This is a genomic window from Bradyrhizobium oropedii, assembly GCF_020889685.1.
Lineage (GTDB): Bacteria > Pseudomonadota > Alphaproteobacteria > Rhizobiales > Xanthobacteraceae > Bradyrhizobium > Bradyrhizobium oropedii.
In genome coordinates, this window is sequence record NZ_JACMYO010000054.1 from 1 (window position 1) to 17,277 (window position 17,277).

Consider the following 17,277-nt stretch of genomic DNA (forward strand, 5'->3'; position numbering starts at 1 on the left):
TTGAGAACGTCACGCTCGCCATGCTCGGTCGCGCCAAGAAGGTGATGATCGACAAGGAAAACACCACGATCGTCAACGGCGCCGGCAAGAAGGCCGACATCGACGCCCGCGTTGCCCAGATCAAGGCGCAGATCGAGGAAACCACCTCGGACTACGACCGTGAGAAGCTGCAGGAGCGTCTCGCCAAGCTCGCAGGCGGCGTCGCGGTGATCCGCGTCGGCGGCGCGACCGAGGTCGAGGTGAAGGAGCGCAAGGATCGCGTTGATGACGCGATGCATGCGACCCGTGCGGCTGTCGAGGAAGGCATCGTCCCGGGCGGCGGCGTCGCCCTGCTCCGTGCGTCCGAGCAGCTCAAGGGCCTGCGCACCAAGAACGACGACCAGAAGACCGGCGTCGAGATCGTGCGCAAGGCGCTGTCGTCCCCGGCTCGCCAGATCGCGATCAACGCCGGTGAAGACGGTTCGGTCATCGTCGGCAAGATCCTGGAGAACAAGGCCTACAATTACGGCTTCGACTCCCAGACCGGCGACTATGCCGACCTCGTCAAGAAGGGCATCATCGACCCGACCAAGGTCGTCCGTACCGCGATCCAGAACGCTGCCTCGGTTGCCGCGCTGCTGATCACCACGGAAGCCATGGTTGCCGAGCTGCCGAAGAAGAACGCCGGCGGCCCCGCAATGCCTCCGGGCGGCGGCATGGGCGGCATGGACTTCTAAGTCCAGCCACTCAAGGCAATCCACGAAATGCAAAACCCCGGCAGCGATGCCGGGGTTTTTGTTTTATCGCCGCCGGCGTCCGTCAGGACGCACGAGAGTGGCGGGCCGGCCACCCCACTCGGCCGAGCAGTTCGTCGGCCTCCTTGATCTCGACCAGATCCAGCTTCGCATCGAAGCATGCGCGCACCGGCGCAAGCACCTCAGGCACCGCATCCACTCGATCACTGCAGGCATACAGGCGTGCAAGTCCCAACGTGCTGCGCAGTTCGAAAGTCTTCGTCTGCTGCCTTCGCGCAATCTCAATGGCGCGGTGGAAGGCCTCCTCGGCGCCGGTAATGTCGGGGGTGTCGCGACGCGACCGCAGCTCGCCCAGCACGCGGTATAGCTCGGCGTCCAGCCAGTGCTGCCCGGATTGCTCCGTCGCGTCGATCAGCTCGTTGACGATGTCGAGTCCCGCCTCGACATGCCCGGCCTCCGCGTTCGCCACCGCGATCTGCAAGCCCCAGAAAGGATCGCAGAGGTAGCAGTCGTTCTCGTGAAGCAACGTCCAGCCACGCTGCATCTCCACGAGACCTGCCGCCCGATCGCCGGCGCGCCACTTCGCCAGGCCGTTGAGATAGGTGCCGGCAGCGACGTACAGCGGCATCGTGTGGTCCTGCGCCAAGCCCAGGGCAAGGATCGTCTCGGTCTGCCGCAACCGGCTGCCGCACAGCCCGTCGAAAACGGCCTTGTGAACCAGCGCATTGGCACGCGCGAGCGCGCGCTGTTCCCCGGAAACGCTCACCGCTTCGCCCGCGAGCTGTCGGGCTCGATCGATCTCGCCACGCGGCCAGAGCACGAGCGCCAGAAATCGCATGATGACGAACGGCAGGTCGAGCGTCGATGCCTTCAAGGTTGCCGGATTGGACTCGGTCGTATAGGCCGCGAACGCCTGCTCCAGATGGACGCCCGCGTTCAGATACTCGCCCGCGAACCACGAGGTCACCCCGCTGGTCCAGTGCGCGACGATCGTCGCCACCGGCGAATCCGGATGCCGTTCCGCCGCACCCATGATGGCCTCCGCCAACTCGCGCATCGGCGCGAGCTCGCCGTGGGTCAAGCAGGCGTTGAAGAGGCCCGACTGGATCGGCGCCATCTCGATTGGATCATCGATGTCAGAGGCGAACTGCCGGGCGCGCGTCCAGGCGGCCACCGTCTCGGGGGCGCTGTGCCCAAGACTGCCGCGCAGCGCGCGGCCATAGGCGATTTGCAGATGGAGCCGACCGATCATCCGGCCCGGCTCATCGGGCAGTTCGTCGGCGATGGCGACCGCCTTGCCGAGATGTGCGATCGCCTCGCAATAGGCCGAGCGCTTCAGCGCCTGCTGACCGGCTTTGCGCCACCATGCCAGCGCAGTCTGGCCGAGCCCTGCCTCGGTGAAATGATACGCAACGACTTCCGGCTCGATCTCCGCGATCTCGGCAAACTTGGCTCGCAGCACATCGCCGATCTGCTTGTGGAGCAGTTGCCGGCGGCTCTTGAGCAGGCTCTCGTAAGCCGCTTCCTGGACCAATGCGTGCCTGAAGCTGTAGCTTGCGTCCGGCGGCGTGCCCCGGCGCAACAGCAACTCGGCCTCTTCGAGCTGGGCGAGCGCGGCCGCAAGCGTTAGATCATCTCGCCCGGCCACGCTGCGCAGCAGCGTATACGAGAATTCACGGCCGATCGCCGCGCCAATCTGCGCCACCTCCTTGACCGGCGCCAGGCGGTCGAGCCGGGCCATCAGCGAGTCCTGCAGTGTCGCCGGGATCGCGAGTGGTGGCAGCGGATTGTCGAGGCGGTAGCGCCCGGCATTCTCGACAAGCAGCCCCGACTCCATGACCATCTTGGTCAGTTCCTCGACGAACAATGGGACACCGTCCGTCCGCTCGATGATCTGTGTCATCATCTCGCCCGGCAGCGACCGGCCGACAGTCACCTGCTCGATCAGCGCGCGAGTGTCCTGTCGGTCGAGCCGATCCAGCCGCAGCAGGCTCACATTGGCCAGGCCCGCCCAGGGCGGTTCGAACTCGGGCCTGAACGTCATGAGCATGAGGATCGGAAGCCCCCTGATCCGGTCGACCGCAAGGTCCAACAGTTCGAGCGACGTGGCGTCTACCCAGTGGATGTCTTCACAGACGACAAGCACCGGCTGCTGCCGGGCGAGGCCCTCGAGTTGGTCGAGCAGCGCTGCAAATGTCTGCCGCCGTTGTTGCGTCGGACTGAGGCCGAGCGGCGGATAGCGATCGCCGGTCGGGATCGACAGCAGCGCCGCGATCAGCGGAGTTACGGTGGGCAACTGCTGCGTCCCGAGCGCCAGCATGGCTTCGAGCTTATCCAGCTTCCGCTCCGGCAGATCATCCGGCCTGATGCCGGCGGCACGCTCGAGCTGCGCGACGAAGGGGTGCAGCGCGCTGTTGGTGTGATAGGGCGAGCACTGATACCGCACACGGAGGTGTGTCGCCGGCGCGAGGCTGTCGGAGAGCATTGCCACGATCCGCGATTTGCCGATCCCGGCTTCGCCCGATATCAGCAACGCTTGGCCCCGGCCCTGCCACGCCAGTTGCTGGCGCGACAGCGCAAATTCGATCTCCGCCTTGCGGCCGACGAAACCGATCGAACGCGCGGTCCGCACTGCCTCGAAACGGCTCTCCGACGCCGGCTCGCCTTCGACTGCCCACACCGCGATCGGCTCGGAGATGCCCTTGACCTCGCGGCGACCGAGGTTGCGAAGCGTGAAGAGATTGCCGAGCAATCGGCGGGTCGAAGCGGCGACGACGACCACGCCCGGCTCCGCCAGGCCCTGCAACCGCGCAGCGACATTCGGCGCATCGCCGACCAGCGCCTGCTCCTCCGACGCGTCGCCGGAGACGAGGTCGCCGACCACGACAAGCCCGCTCGCAATCGCGATCCGCACCGCTACGCCCTCGTCAGCTCGCGTCTCCAGCTTGCCGATCGCGGCGATGACATCGAGGCCGGCGCGCACTGCGCGCTCCGCATCGTCTTCATGCGCTCGGGGGTAGCCGAAATATGCGAGGATCCCATCGCCGATAAATCTGGCAACGACGCCATCATATGTCGCGATCACCCGCGCACAGGCCGCGCGATAGGCGCGGATCACCTCCCACATGTCCTCAGGATCGAGGCGCGCCGACAAGGCGGTCGAGCCGACCAGGTCGCAGAACATCACGGTGAGATGGCGTCGCTCGGCATCGTGCGATGAAACCGGCGCGGCGATGAGTTCGGCTTGATTTAAATCGGCGATGGCACGCAGCATCTTGCGGCGATGGCCGAGCAGGACTCCAAGCCTGTCGAAGTCTTCATCCGTCAATTCGGGAAGAACACTTACGTCGATGCCGTTCTCGGCAAAACGCAGCGCGTATTGCCCAAGCCCCAGCTTCCCGAGCCATTCCGCAATCTGCTGCATTGGCTTCACCGACGGGTTGACGGCTGGCCGAATGGACCACGGCGAACAGACGTTAGCGCAATCTGTCTGTGCTGGCACCTTCTCTCTTTAGGCAGTCCGTTCGGAACAGCAAATTGTGCCACGGCGGTGTTCCGTTACAGCCCTGTGCACGCGAACATTCGTACGCGTGCCCGCTGGCTCACTCCGTCCGCGCCGCAACCGGCCCCTTGTCGGTCCAGTCCGGCGGCACGCCGGCGCTATCGCCGACCATGCCGATGAGGCCCGGCGCGCGCCCGAATGCTTCGCAGGCCGGATATTTCGGCGCGCCGCCGAGCAGGAAGCCCAGCCGCTGCATCGAGGGCATCGATGGCACCCCGCCGAACGGCGTCACGCCGGTGACCAGCATCTGGCTGAAATCGCCCCCGAACGATGCCGCGAGGCCGTACGCATCGCCCTCCTCCGACATCCGCCCGGTATCGAAAGCATTGGCAGCGCGGCCCCAGACCATCGCCGCCTTTTGCTGTCCGGCAGAATCGCGCGCCTCGGCCTCAAGCGACAGGCTGCCGAGCCCGACCGGAATGCGCGGAACGGGCACGGGCACGCCGGGCAACAGAATCGTCTTCGCGACCGATACGCCCTTGGAGACGCCGACCGCCGTCGGGTCGGTCGGCACCACATGCGTGATGACGGCCTGCACGGTCAGATCGGCCGGCTCCGACGCAACCACGTAGAAGCGTTCGCTGAGGCCCGCGCACAATGCACGGTCGGCGGCGTTGGTGACGAGCCTGCGTTGCGCGGGCGTGAACGGCGCCGGCGTTTTCTCGGAGAACACGGTGGGGATGATCCTGACCGTCTTCGCCGCCAGCACCTCTTCCTTGCTCACGCGCAGCTGTGAACGGGTCAGCATTCCGTCCGACTGCACCATGTTGTCGTAAGAGCGGAGCGAGCCGGCCTGATCCAGCGTCGCGGTCGCGCAGCCCGAGACCAGCAGACCGAGCAAGTTCGCCGCGGCCCAGCCACGGAGCTGCGCCCCCCGCCCGCTCACAAATCCATTTGCCGCCGGAGTCCGCTTGATCCGGCATACGCGCGAGCAGGTTGTCATCGGGGCACCACTGACTTACACTTAGTGTAATTATTACACTCGGTGTAATTATCGTGTTGGGCGGTTTTATGGCGTGACCGCCGGCGTGCGACCGAAAGACGCATGTCTCGTCGCGCTGCTCTGCGCGTTGACGCCGACGGCCGCGCGACCCCGAGGCCACGAAGTGCTTTTGCCCTGATTGCCTGTTCATGAGAGAAGCGGCCGATGCCCGACACATTGACGAAGTCCCGAACGCCTGCAGGAGAAGGCCTGCGCGAGCGAAATCGTCGCCAGACGCTGCAACGCATCACCGATGTCGGCATGGAGCTGTTTCTGGCCAATGGATACGAGGCCACGACGCTGGACGAGATCGCGGCGGCGGCCGGCATCTCGCGCAGGACCTTCTTCTACTATTTCAAGAGCAAGGACGAGATCCTGCTCGCACATATCTCAGGCTATGACGACGCGCTCAGGGCGTCGATCCGCGACCACGCCTCGGCCGGCGCACCGATCGACGTCGTCCGCGAGGCGCTGCTGGAAATGTCCGCCCGCTTCCAGACGTCGCGAACCATTGCGATTTCGCGCCTGATCCGTGAGAGCGAAGTGCTGAGCTCGCGCCGACCCAGGAACGATCTGCACCGCGAACGGATCGTCTACGAGGCACTCTGCGAACTATGGCCGGGCAAGGACCGCCGCGACCGCCTCCGTCTGGTCGCGATGGCCTCGAGCGGCGCACTGCGCATCGCGGTCGACGCCTGGCTCGAGCAAGGCGGCAAGCGCCAGCTCACCAAATTCGTCCAGGACGCCTTCACCAATCTGAAGGCCGCGATCTGAGCTTCCTCCCCCTGTCATTCCGGGGCGCGCGCAGCGCGAGCCCGGAATCCATAACCACGAACGTCATTTGGATATCCCCGGAAAGAGATCCACCCATCCGGGATTTTGCTCTTCAATCAGCCGTACCTTCCAATCCCGTCGCCACTTTTTCAATTCCTTCTCGCGAGCGATGGCAGTCACCGCATCGTCGTAAATTTCGAACCACACCAGCTTGTTGACGCCATATCGCGACGTGAAACCTGGGGCGGCCTTTGTTCGATGCTCGTGGACGCGACGCACGATGTCGTTCGTGACGCCCAGATAGAGCGTGCCGTGCTTCCTGCTTGCAAGGCGGTAGACGTAGTAGGCCATCTCGCAGCCGTCGTTATGGATTCCGGGCTCGGCGCTCCGCGCCGCCCCGGAATGCCGGAGGTTAGATTTCCGCTACCGAGCAATCAACATCACTCCCAAAACTCGAAGGGCCGCCCGTGGGCGGCCCTTCTGTCTTATGCGCTCTCGGGCGCCTTGAGGCGGACCAGCTTGGTCAGCAGCGCATCGAGGCCCTGGCCCTCGCCCGCATGCAGGTCGATGCGGCCGACCTTCTCGACCAGACGCTCGAGCGACTCCAGCTCCTTGAGCCGCAGCAGTAGAGGGTTCTCCTCCATCAGCTTGGCGGTGTTCAGGAGCGAACGCGTCGCCGCGGTCTCCTCCTGCCGGCGGATCAGGTTGGCCTTCGCCACCCGCTCCGCCTCCACCACCTTGTTGACCAGCTCGCGGATCTCGCCGGGCAGGATCACGTCCTTCACGCCGAGCTCGGTGACCTCGACACCGGACTCCGCGACACGCGCGCGGACGTAGTCGCGAAGCTCCTCGTCGAGCGCCGTCTTCGCAGACAGCACCTCGTCCAGCGTGCGACCGGCCACCGCCTCGCGGATCGCGAACTGCACCAGGCGATACAGCCACGCATCCACGTCGGGCACCGTTGCCACGACCCGCTCGGGATCGACGATCCGGCGGAACGCGGTCAGCGTCACGCGCAGCGCGATGCGATCCTTGGTCAGCATCTCCTGCGCCGTGATCTCGATCGCCTGGGGACGCAGGTCGAGGCGCTTGACCTCGATCTTGCGACCCGCGATCCAGAACGCGTGCCGGCCGGGCGCGAGCCGCTCGACCAGCTTGCCCTCGACCGTGAGCAGACCGGCCTCGTGGTTCTCGACCACCGCCTCGGTGATGACGCCGGCCCGGTTGGGCTGGATCATCGCGAGGTGGCGTGCGGTCACACGGGGATCGCTCGTCACATCGATGCGCTCGACCTCGACCGACGTCGCGACCTTCCAGTACACGCGCGTCTGCCAGGGCGTCATCAGCTGAACGGGACGGCCATCGAGGCTGACGATCGCGATCTCGTTTGCCTTGGTCTCGACCGCCTCGAACAGCTCGCCGGCCAGATCGGGACGCGCGGCCTTGATCACTGCGAAGCGATCCGCGGGGAATTCGCTCCGCACGACGCTGAACAGCTCGGCCTTCAGCTCATGCAGGGGATCGAACAGGCGGTGACGTCCCGGCGCGAGCACCTGCTCGAGCCGGCCGTCGCGCGTCAGCAACGCGCGCTCGCCATCCTTCACCGTCAACTTGGTCGTCAAGATATGCCAAGTCATTGGCACGCCTCCATCGTTGCTTCAGGCCCATGGGCCTGAAAGCTGGTTTCATTTTGCAAAGGACGTGAGGACGCGAACGCGGCTTCCTGTCAGCCAAGCGGGCCGTGGCTTCAGCTTGCGTGACGACGGGCGCACGCGCGCGTTCGCGCGACAAAAGTCGCGCGGCCGTGCGGAGCCACCCGGCATCAGCGCAAGCGGTATCCACCGCGGCGCAAAGCCGGTCTCACAGTGTCGATGTTCGGACGAAGAGCCTTGCGGCAGAACGGCCGGACTGCGACTGAAGCGCGCGTCCGGTCCCCTTCAGAGGTATCAGCTTTTCAGGCTGAACGGAGCGCTTGGAGCGGGAGTTGAACCCGCGACCCGATGAGTATCATTCACCTGCTCTAACCAACTGAGCTATCCTTTGTGAGAAGATCGGATTCGAACCGGTACCTTCGGGGTTTCATCCCCGACGCTCGCCCATGAGCTTCATTCTCGTGATCTTCATTTCAGCGGAACACGACACCGCAGAGCGGCACGCGCCAGTCGGGATCTCAACGAGCCCGAACCCATGGCCGAAGCGAAGGAGCGGGCTAATAAACGAAGCACGCCCGGGTTGCAAGAGGGTCGCGTGTGATTTTTTCATGGCGGGGCGGCGATGTGGCGTCACAACTCACCCCGTCATTCCCCGGTGCGCAATTGTGCACCTGAGGGCTCGCGTAGCGAGAGCCCGGAATCCATCAAGCCGCGGGCTTGCTGACAAATGGATTCCAGGCTCGGCGCTGCGCGCCGCCCCGGAATGACAGGCAAATTCGAAGGGCCGCCCGTGGACGGCATGGACTTCCAAATCCAGCCCCTTAGGGCAATCCACGAAATGCAAAACCCCGGCAGCGATGCCGAGGTTTTTGCGTCGGACGACTTACTTCTTTCGCGGACCGGCAATAACATCGCGTCGTGGAAGGGAGCCGCTATGTCGCAACGCACGCTAGACGTCCTCAAGGCAGCGCTCTCGATCGCCCTTCTCACAAGCCCTCTCGTGACCTCGCCTGCGGGCGCGACTGACGGCGCGAAAATCGTGGAGCAGCTGGAAGCGTCCTGGCCGGATTGGCTTCCAAACCTCGATCAATGTCCTGCTGATCTTATGCCGTCTCGAGCCGGCCCGTCCGATTTCTCGGTCGAACGCTGCACCGCTTCGACGGATCAATGCCTTGACCGCTGCCGCGTGGGCGACGGCAACGACTGCTACGCGGCGGCACTCGTGCTGCAGAGGGCCGGCGGCAGCCGTGTGTCAGAGGCGCTCTTCCTGAAGGCCTGTGCACTTGGCATCGTCTCCGGCTGCACCAATCGCGCTGCCGGGATGGATTCCGGTCAGGGAACCAGCTGCGCTGTCCGAACATTTCAGCTGGGATGCGACCGCAAGGACCCCTGGGCCTGCACGATGAGTGCGTTTCATCTGATCCGCGGTATCGGCGTCGACAGGGATATTGACCGTGCGCGAAATGCTCTCGCTCAATCATGTCACCTCGGCGAAGACGACGAAGCCTGCATCTATGGAAAGGCCTTATTGAAGGAGATCGATCACTGATCCGGGGACCGGGCCGGCTCATCCGCCTTCGCCACCGGCCCCCTATCGGTCCAATCCGGCGGCAGTGTTGCACTCTCACCGACCATGCCCACGAATTTTTCGATGCAGTCGGCCGCTGCGGCACCCCTGCAACGACGCGCAACCCGTCATTCCGGGGCTCGCGAAGCGAGAGCCCGGAATCCATCGGGCCACATCACGCGCGGAGGAATGGATTCCGGGCTCGGCGCTGCGCGCCGCCCTCAGGTGCGCAATTGCGCACCGGGGAATGACGAAGAGCAAGTGGGCCTGTTACCGCCTCACCCGCTGCGCGCGACGTCCTGGAAGCAGCCGCGCAGCCAGTCGATGGTGGCGCGCGTTGCCGCGTCGCGCTTGAGATGGTTTTGCACCAGGAGCCAGACGTCGCGCCGCTTCGGCAGCGGCGTGGCGCGCAGACGGCGGTCGGTCAGCAGGTCGACGCAACTGTGCTCCGGCAGCACGCCGACTGCATGATGCGACTGGATCAGCTTGTGGATGATGCGGACATTGTCGGTGACGCAGCGCGCGCGAAGTCGCTTCGCGCGCAGGAACTGCATTTCCGGAATTGCGCCGAGCTCGTCGGGATACGCGCATGTCACAGGCTCTCCCGCCGCCGTCGCCGCCGGCTCGAAGAAATACAGCCTGACTTCGGCGAGCTTCGAGATCGCGAAGTCGCCCTTGTCGGGCTTGCGCAGCCGGATCGCAAGATCGGCTTCCCAGCGCGAGAATTTCACATTGTCGCTCGACGTCAGGAATTGCAGCGTCAGGCCCGGATGGGCGCGCAGGAACGCGCTGGTGCGCGGCGCCAGCACTTCCTCCGCAATCGCATTGGTGGAGGCGATCCGCAGCCGCCCCACCGGGCCGGGCAGGCTTTCACCGATCCGGCCGATCTCCTCGGCATGCGCCGCCATCGCCTGGATGTGCGCGAGCACCACGTCGCACTGCCGGGTCGGCCTGCGGACGCCGTCGGCCGCTTCGAACAGCCGCAGGCCGAGCGCGCGCTCGATCCGCGCCAGCCGGCGGCCGACGGTGGTCTCGTCGATCCGCAGCCGCGCGCTGGCACCGGCATAGGTGCCCTCGTCCCTGACGGCCGCGATGATGCGAAGGTCGTCCCAGTTCATGGCGTCAGGCTACATCGCATCCCGCCTGCCTGCAATAACGCAGCCACCGGCTGCAATATCCCTGCATAACGGCAGGCCGGTCCGCGGCTATATTTCGGCAACACATCCGCCGGAGATCTCACGACCATGACCGCAGCCAAGACACTTATGCAGCTTGCCGGTATCGACCTCACCCCGCCCCGCCTCGGCGATGCCTGCCTCGTGCTGATCGATATCCAGAACGAGTATCTCGCCGGTCCCCTCGCTTTGCCCGACGCCAGCCCGGCTATCGCGCGGGCCACTGCACTGCTCGGTCGCGCGCGCGAAAGCGGCGCCAAAATCATCCACATCGCGCACAAGGGATCGCCGGGAAGCCTGTTCGATCGTGCCGCGGAGCGTGGCGCGATCGTCGCGCCGCTGGTACCGCGGCCGGGTGAGATCGTGATCGAGAAGCAATTGCCGAACGCATTCGCCGGCACCGATCTCAATGCACAACTTGCCGCGACCGGCCGCAAGGAGCTGGTGCTAGCCGGCTTCATGACGCATATGTGCGTGAGCTCGACCGCCCGCGCCGCGCTCGATCTCGGCTTCCGCACCACCATCGACGCCGACAGCTGCGCCACCCGCGACCTGCCCGACGGTGTCGGCGGCACGATTGCCGCAAAACTCATTCACGACGTCGCGCTCGCCGAACTGTCCGACCGTTTCGCGATCATCGCCCGCGGCAACGCCCTCGCTTGAGAGACATCGCCATGCTCCAGCTCTATTTCTCGCCGATGGCCTGCTCGTTGGCCAGCCGCATGGCACTGATGGAAGCCGGGATCGAGGCGCGCTATCACCTCGTCCATCTCTGGGCCAAGAAGGTGCTGGAGGACGATGGCGACTTCCGCTCGATCGCACCGAAGGGCGCGGTGCCGGTGCTGGTGCTCGAGAACGGCGAACACCTGACGGAGAGCGCGGCGGTCCTGCAATACATCGCGGACCTCAAACCCGAGCTTGGCCTCGCGCCGGCACCTGGCCATCCCGATCGCTACCGCCTGCAGGAGTGGCTGAGCTTCGTCGGCACCGAGATCCACAAAGGCTTTTTGTTCCCGACCTTCTGGTACAAGGACGACGCATCGCTTGCCAAACCTCGCGCCAGGATCGGCCAGACCTTGTCGGTGCCATCAGCGCATCTCGCGCACCGCGAATTTCTGGTCGGGGACCGCTTCACGGTCGCGGACGCGCACCTTGCCTGGGCCCTGCTGCTGCTCCGCGCCGCCGGTGTCGACGTCGCGGAATGGCCGCCACTGGCAGCCTATCTCTCACGCATTCAGGCACGGCCGCAGATCAAGGCGGCCATCGGCGTCGAAACGCAGCTGTGGAAATCGCTCGCAGCGTGAGAGAGGCGAGCGTCGTTCGACGCTACTGAAACGCGACCTCGGCAAAGCTGCGCAGCTTGCGCGAATGTAGCCGCTCGGATTCTTGCTGCTTGAGCCGCTCCAGCGCCTTCAGCCCGATCTGAAGATGCTGGCCGACGCGCTGGCGATAGAATTCGCTCGCCATGCCCGCCAGCTTGATCTCGCCATGCAGCGGCTTGTCCGAGACACACAGCAGCGTGCCGTAGGGCACGCGGAAGCGATAGCCATTGGCAGCGATCGTTGCCGATTCCATGTCGAGCGCGATGGAGCGCGATTGCGACATCCGCCGGATCACCTGCGGCCCGCTGATTTCCCAGTTGCGATTGTCGACGCTGGCGACCGTGCCGGTGCGCATCAAGCGCTTGAGCTCGAAGCCGCTGAGCCCGGTCACCTCGCCGACCGCCTCCTCGAGCGCGACCTGCATCTCGGCAAGCGCGGGGATCGGCACCCACAGCGGCAGCTCGTGATCGAGCACGTGATCCTCACGGACATAGCCATGGGCCAGCACATAGTCGCCGAGCCGCTGCGTGTTGCGTAAGCCGGCGCAATGCCCGATCATCAGCCAGGCATGCGGCCGCAGCACCGCGACGTGATCGGTGATGTTGCGCGCGTTCGATGGACCGATCCCGATATTGATCAGGGTGATGCCGCGATAGCCGGGCTCGACGAGATGAAACGCCGGCATCTGCGGGACGCGATCCGAGGCCGTCCCGATGGTGCCGCCGCCTGCCAGCGCGTTGTGCGTGATCGCGTTGCCGGGCGCGACGAACGCCTCGAGGCCTTCCTCGCCCGACGCGAGACGCTGCAGGCTCGATTGCGCAAAGGCGTCGACATAGAACTGGTAGTTGGTGAAGATCACGAAATTCTGGAAGTGCTCGGGATCGGTGCCGGTGTAGTGATAGAGCCGGCGCAGCGAATAATCGACGCGCGCGGCACGGAACAGGGCCAGCGGCTCTGGCGTGCCCGGCGTCAGCTCGAACGTCCCGTCCGCGATCGCATCGTCCATCGCCGCAAGGTCTGGCGTATCGAACACGTCGCGCAGCGATCGTGTGAACGCCGAGCTGTCGGCGATGGTCAGCGCTGCCTCGATATTGATGTCGCGCCGGTAGGCGAAATGGATCGGAATCGGCTCGTTCGACTCGCCGATCTCGACCGCCACGCCATGGTTCTTGATCAGGAGCCCGATCTGCTCGGTGAGGTAGGTCCGGAAGATGTCCGGCCGCGTGATGCTGGTCTCGTGGACACCGGGTCCCGCGACAAAACCGTAGGCAAGCCGCGAATCGAGCCGGGCATGCGAGGAGGTCGTGATGCGGACGAACGGGTAATGCGCCCGCACCCGGGTCGTGCACGGCACCCCGTTGACATAGGCCTCGAAGCGACTGCGCAGGAATCCGGTGTTGCGCTCGTAGATCTCCTCGAGACGGGCAACGGCGGCCGCGGCATCGACGAACGCTTCGGTCGTGATCGGCGGCGGAGTTTCGATGGGGTGTGTCGGAGACATGTTCGCTTTGCACCGGATCCGTTGCCGAGCTTGGACTCGCCCTGGATCAGCGCAGTATAGCGACAATGGCACCTAGTTCTAGACGTCGATCAGGCCGCAGCCGCGGGATGCCTGCGCGCTGACCGCTCTGCCTTACTGAACCCGCGCGAGCACCGCGAGGCGGCGGATGCCCTTGTTACGGTAGGCGTCGAGGAACGCGTAATAGTCCTTGAACGAGACGCAGCCGTTGGAGTCGCCGTTCGGGCCGAGCATGAAGGTATGCGCGAGCAGACCGTCGCGGTTGAAGATCTTGCCTTCGCCGCCGATCGGATTGAGCCGCAGCGCCGGCACGCCGTGGAACAGCGCTTCGCGCGGCTTGAGCTCGTAGATGTGCGGCGGCGTCACGCCGACCATCTTCATGTGCGAGGACCTGGGATCGTCCAGCCTCGAGCCGAGGCCCGAATGCGCTTCGAGGCGCGTGCCGTCGGGCAGATACACGGTCTTGGCCGAGATGTCGTACACCGCGGTCTGGCGGTCATAGGGCGGCGAGCCGCCAAGCATCGGATTCTGGTCCAGCGTCGACGGGATGCTGCCGGTGACATTGGCGTCGGCGGAGGCGAACGAGAGCAGCCCGCCGCCCGACTCGCGCTTGCCCCACAGCTTCTCGACCATGGTCGCTCGCTCGCTCGACGCGATCGACATCACCGCGGCCTTGGCGCGCGCAGCCATGTCGCGGACGCCGCTGGATTTCGCAGCTTGCTTGGCTTCGGCAGGCTTCGGCTCGGAAGCCTTCTCGGCCGCCTTGGGCTGCACATTGGCAGCGGGATCGTTGAGCGCCACCTTCAAATTGGCGGCGGCTTGCTTCCTGGCGGTCTCCACCGACTTCGGCGCCGGCAGCGGCTTCGATGTTTCGGCGAGTTCCGCGCTGGCGACCACCCTCGCCGCTTCAGCGGCCTTGGGCGCGGCGGCCTGCTTGATCGGATCGATCTGCGATGCGGCGTCGGCCACGACGCTGGAGGCCACGCCCTCGGGCGAGGCAGCCGCAAACCGATCGTTAAACATAAGCGAAGGTGCCTGCGCTTCCGACTTCGCCACCTCGGTCTTGGCAACCTCGGTCTTGGCAACTTCGGTCTTGGCGGGAGCCACCGGCGCCGGCGTCAGCGACGCGAACACCTCGTTGAACGCGGGTGTCGGCCGTGCGGCGGCGGCCACGGGCCGCTTCACCACCGGCGCATCAAACGACGCATTGCCCACTGACGGATAGACGCCCGCAGCAAAGATGTTGGCGTAGACGGTCCAGGCACAACCAAGCACCAGCCCCGCCACCGCGGCGCTGCCGAGGAAATGCTGTGGGAGAATTTTTCGGGAGGTTTTCTTGCGGCTCGGTGCCCCAAGAACATACGCACTTGTACTCGTACCCATACGCCCGGCGCTCAAAACAGGTCCACCTTTGTCCCTCACTCGACGCGTGGTCGAACGGTGTTCGGCTCAACGTCGCGCGGGGGCACAGACGGCCATTAAGGCGACTTTTAGTTAAATGCGACTTAACCGGATGCGATCCCCTGCAACGCGGGAAGTGCCTGTGGCATAGGGCTTTTTTAAGATGGCATTGGACCGCCAAAACGGCTTTTCTGTCCCATGATGGGACATTCCGGCGCGCGGTTCCGCCGCCGCATACCGGGATAAATCCTAGGGAGAATTTCCTTGCCGATCGCCCCGTGATCGCGCGGGGACCGGGCAAGAATCATCTCCTCAATAGCTAAGCTTCGGATACCAGTCCGCGCCGCGTCCCTCGCGCGTGGTGTCGAGCAAGGTCCAGAGCGGATCCATGTCCGGCGCGCCGCGCGGGTCCTGGCCGGGGTCCATGGTGCCCGCGCCCATCTCGCCGGCCCAGAAATGACGGATCGTGCCGTCGTGGCGCGTGAAGACATTGTAGCCGGGCACGTCGCTGTCATCCTTGCTGACATAGTCGCGCGTGTAATCTCCCGACGCATCCGAATAGACCTTGTGACGCGACCAGCCGCGCGCCCGCTTCGCCTCGATCAGCCGTGCGATCGGCGAGCGCGCGACGAACACGAACGACACCCGCTGCTCGATATCGGGCAGCTTCTCCTCCCATGTGCTCATGAACGATGTGCACATCGGGCACGGCCTCTCGCGCTGGGGGCCGAACATGTAGCTGTAGACGATAAGCGTCTGCTTGTTGCCGAACAGACCGGCGAGCGACGCCGCGCCGGACTCACCGGTGAACGCGTAGGCCTTGGTCACCTCGCCGCCCGGCGGCAACGCGCGGCGCAGCGCGGCGACGCGCTCGATGTGACGACGTAACTCGATCTCCTCGACCAGCAGCTGCTGGCGCGCCCGACGATACTCGGCGCTTTCATTGGGAAAGCGCCTGACATTGGTCTCGGCGAGCTCGGCAGCAGGCTTCAGGACGGAACTGGTCATGGTTGGAACCTCGCGTGGTTGACGGGCTCCCTGGAAGACGAGCCGGACCCGGACGATCCGACATTCAACGGCGGTAGTTTACTGCAGTTCCGGCGGCGGCGAGCGGTCAAGGACCTCGCCCTTGGCACCCTCAAGCAGATCGAGCGCGTAGGTCTCGATCACCAGCGGCCCGCGCATGCGCTTGGCCCCGGCCACCGTTTCGACGTGGGCGAAATTGTCGCGCACCGCGGCCGGCATCGCCTGGTCGACCTCATGCATATACAGCAGCTTGCCGGACAATTGCGCAGGGCTCGGCTCCGGCATGTTGACCCAACGAATGCGTTGCCCCTGCTGGGCGACGCAGGTGCCCTTGGGGAGATAGAAGGCGAGCCAGCCGGTGGTGCCGTAGTCCGGCGAGAGCACGCAGCTCGCGCCGGTGCGCGCGCGCACCGCCTCGATCTCGTCCGCGAGCTCCTGCCAGCCGACACCGACGCTGCGCACAGTGGCGTCGCGGCGGTAACCCGAGAGCATGCCGGTGTTGGCCTGCACGATCAGCAGCGCGAACAGCACGACGCCCGTGGGCGCGGCCCAGCGGCGGCAGAAATCGATCGTACGCTGCTGGCGCGGCGCCCATTGCACCTGGATCGCGGCGACCGCAGCCGCCACGGCAAAGGCCGGATAGACCGGCGCAAACCAGTTGGCCTCGACCCGCGCATGCAGCGCATGCCAGCTGAAGTAGACCACGATGGTCCAGAACATCGTGTTGACCAGCACACGGGCCGGCATCGCGCCGGCACGACGCCGGTAGAGCGCATAAAGGCCCATCACGCCGAGGATGAAGACCAAGGGCGTCGCGAACGCAAACTGTGTCGGGATCAGCTCGGCGATGTAGTTCGGCCGGAAGTCCTCGATCCGGGCGCGCCCCATCTGCTTGATGAACGACACCCATTGGTGATCGGCGTTCCAGAGGATCACCGGCGCAAACAGGCCGGCCGCAACCAGGCCGCCGAGATAGAGCCATGGCGAGAGATACCAGCGCCGCAGCTTCGGCACCGTCGCAAGCCAGATCAGGATCGCCGGACCAAAGAACAGCGCCGTGTATTTCGACAGCAGCGCCGCACCGGCGCTGGCGCCGACCGCAAGCCACCAGGCGCCGCGGCCACTCTCCAGCACCTTTGCGAGCGCGTACAGCAGGAAGCTGGCCGCAACCAGCAGCGGCGCGTCCGGCGTCACGATCAAGGTGCCGACAGCGGCCATCAGCGTGACATTGAGCAGGATGGTTGCACTCGCGGCGATGCGCCGGCCGCCGAACAGGATTTCGGCCGCCCGGTAGATCGCCCAGCTCATCGGCAACGCGAGCAGGATCGAGACCAGCCGCACGCCGAACGCCGTGTCGCCCGCGATCATGGTGCCGAGCCGGATCACGACCGCGACCATCGGCGGATGGTCGTAATAGCCGCCGGCGAGCGCCTTCGACCACATCCAGTAATAGGCTTCGTCGAAGGTGAGCGGCGTCCATGCGGCAGCGGCCAGCCGCAACCCGACCAGCGCGCACACCGCAAGAGCGGTGTTCCGGGCCAGCCGCGCCTCGTTCGGGTTCAT

The 17,277-nt window shown here is 65.4% G+C and carries 14 protein-coding genes and 2 tRNA genes; 5 read left to right on the top strand and 11 right to left on the bottom strand.

Features of this window, described 5'->3' with window-relative positions; all coding sequences use genetic code 11:
* Nucleotides 1–716: TCP-1/cpn60 chaperonin family protein (locus tag H8A95_RS17060; protein WP_274617425.1), on the top strand; the 716-nt coding region annotated here is incomplete at its 5' end.
* An 82-nt stretch (nucleotides 717–798) separates the two neighbouring features.
* Here the strand turns inward: H8A95_RS17060 and H8A95_RS17065 are convergent.
* Nucleotides 799–4,158: an adenylate/guanylate cyclase domain-containing protein gene (locus tag H8A95_RS17065; RefSeq protein WP_229184167.1), complete on the bottom strand. Its 3,360-nt coding sequence runs from the start codon at nucleotides 4,156–4,158 to the stop codon at nucleotides 799–801.
* 178 nt (nucleotides 4,159–4,336) lie between these two features.
* Nucleotides 4,337–5,137, bottom strand: a complete 801-nt coding sequence (locus tag H8A95_RS17070) for a DUF3313 domain-containing protein (protein ID WP_229184168.1) — start codon at nucleotides 5,135–5,137, stop codon at nucleotides 4,337–4,339.
* 306 nt (nucleotides 5,138–5,443) lie between these two features.
* Between H8A95_RS17070 and H8A95_RS17075 the strand changes: the two genes are divergently transcribed.
* Nucleotides 5,444–6,052, top strand: a complete 609-nt coding sequence (locus H8A95_RS17075) for a TetR/AcrR family transcriptional regulator (protein ID WP_229184169.1) — start codon at nucleotides 5,444–5,446, stop codon at nucleotides 6,050–6,052.
* A 63-nt stretch (nucleotides 6,053–6,115) separates the two neighbouring features.
* On the opposite strand, the gene H8A95_RS17080 is transcribed toward H8A95_RS17075, so the two are convergent.
* The 4 genes from H8A95_RS17080 to H8A95_RS17095 all read right to left on the bottom strand — a co-directional run bounded on the left by H8A95_RS17080 (nucleotide 6,116) and on the right by H8A95_RS17095 (nucleotide 8,166).
* Entirely contained in the window at nucleotides 6,116–6,403 is a 288-nt protein-coding gene (locus H8A95_RS17080) for a GIY-YIG nuclease family protein (protein WP_229184170.1), read from the bottom strand.
* Between the two features lie 134 nt (nucleotides 6,404–6,537).
* A complete protein-coding gene (locus H8A95_RS17085) occupies nucleotides 6,538–7,689 on the bottom strand; it encodes a slipin family protein (RefSeq protein WP_229184171.1) in 1,152 nt (383 codons plus the stop codon).
* A gap of 335 nt (nucleotides 7,690–8,024) precedes the next feature.
* Nucleotides 8,025–8,091 (bottom strand) — tRNA-Ile (locus tag H8A95_RS17090).
* A 3-nt stretch (nucleotides 8,092–8,094) separates the two neighbouring features.
* Nucleotides 8,095–8,166, bottom strand: a tRNA-Phe gene (locus H8A95_RS17095).
* A gap of 265 nt (nucleotides 8,167–8,431) precedes the next feature.
* Here H8A95_RS17095 and H8A95_RS17100 point away from each other — a divergent pair.
* Entirely contained in the window at nucleotides 8,432–9,253 is an 822-nt protein-coding gene (locus H8A95_RS17100) for an SEL1-like repeat protein (RefSeq protein WP_229184172.1), read from the top strand.
* Between the two features lie 296 nt (nucleotides 9,254–9,549).
* On the opposite strand, the gene H8A95_RS17105 is transcribed toward H8A95_RS17100, so the two are convergent.
* Complete coding sequence (locus H8A95_RS17105; RefSeq protein WP_229184173.1) at nucleotides 9,550–10,389, bottom strand: LysR family transcriptional regulator; 840 nt, start codon at nucleotides 10,387–10,389, stop codon at nucleotides 9,550–9,552.
* A 126-nt stretch (nucleotides 10,390–10,515) separates the two neighbouring features.
* Between H8A95_RS17105 and H8A95_RS17110 the strand changes: the two genes are divergently transcribed.
* On the top strand, nucleotides 10,516–11,109 hold the full coding sequence (locus tag H8A95_RS17110; protein ID WP_229184174.1) for a cysteine hydrolase family protein: 594 nt from the start codon (nucleotides 10,516–10,518) through the stop codon (nucleotides 11,107–11,109).
* Nucleotides 11,110–11,120: 11 nt separating this feature from the next.
* Entirely contained in the window at nucleotides 11,121–11,750 is a 630-nt protein-coding gene (locus H8A95_RS17115; protein ID WP_229184175.1) for a glutathione binding-like protein, read from the top strand.
* 22 nt (nucleotides 11,751–11,772) lie between these two features.
* On the opposite strand, the gene H8A95_RS17120 is transcribed toward H8A95_RS17115, so the two are convergent.
* From H8A95_RS17120 to H8A95_RS17135, 4 genes are all read right to left on the bottom strand, one after another.
* The gene (locus H8A95_RS17120; protein WP_229184176.1) at nucleotides 11,773–13,269 is read right to left on the bottom strand and encodes an AMP nucleosidase; all 1,497 of its coding nucleotides are present in this window, start codon (nucleotides 13,267–13,269) and stop codon (nucleotides 11,773–11,775) included.
* A 132-nt stretch (nucleotides 13,270–13,401) separates the two neighbouring features.
* On the bottom strand, nucleotides 13,402–14,574 hold the full coding sequence (locus tag H8A95_RS17125; RefSeq protein ID WP_420839400.1) for a DUF2778 domain-containing protein: 1,173 nt from the start codon (nucleotides 14,572–14,574) through the stop codon (nucleotides 13,402–13,404).
* Between the two features lie 426 nt (nucleotides 14,575–15,000).
* Nucleotides 15,001–15,696, bottom strand: coding sequence for a DUF899 family protein (locus H8A95_RS17130; protein WP_229184177.1), 696 nt, complete (start codon nucleotides 15,694–15,696; stop codon nucleotides 15,001–15,003).
* A gap of 78 nt (nucleotides 15,697–15,774) precedes the next feature.
* The gene (locus H8A95_RS17135) at nucleotides 15,775–17,277 is read right to left on the bottom strand and encodes a glycosyltransferase family 39 protein (RefSeq protein WP_229184178.1); all 1,503 of its coding nucleotides are present in this window, start codon (nucleotides 17,275–17,277) and stop codon (nucleotides 15,775–15,777) included.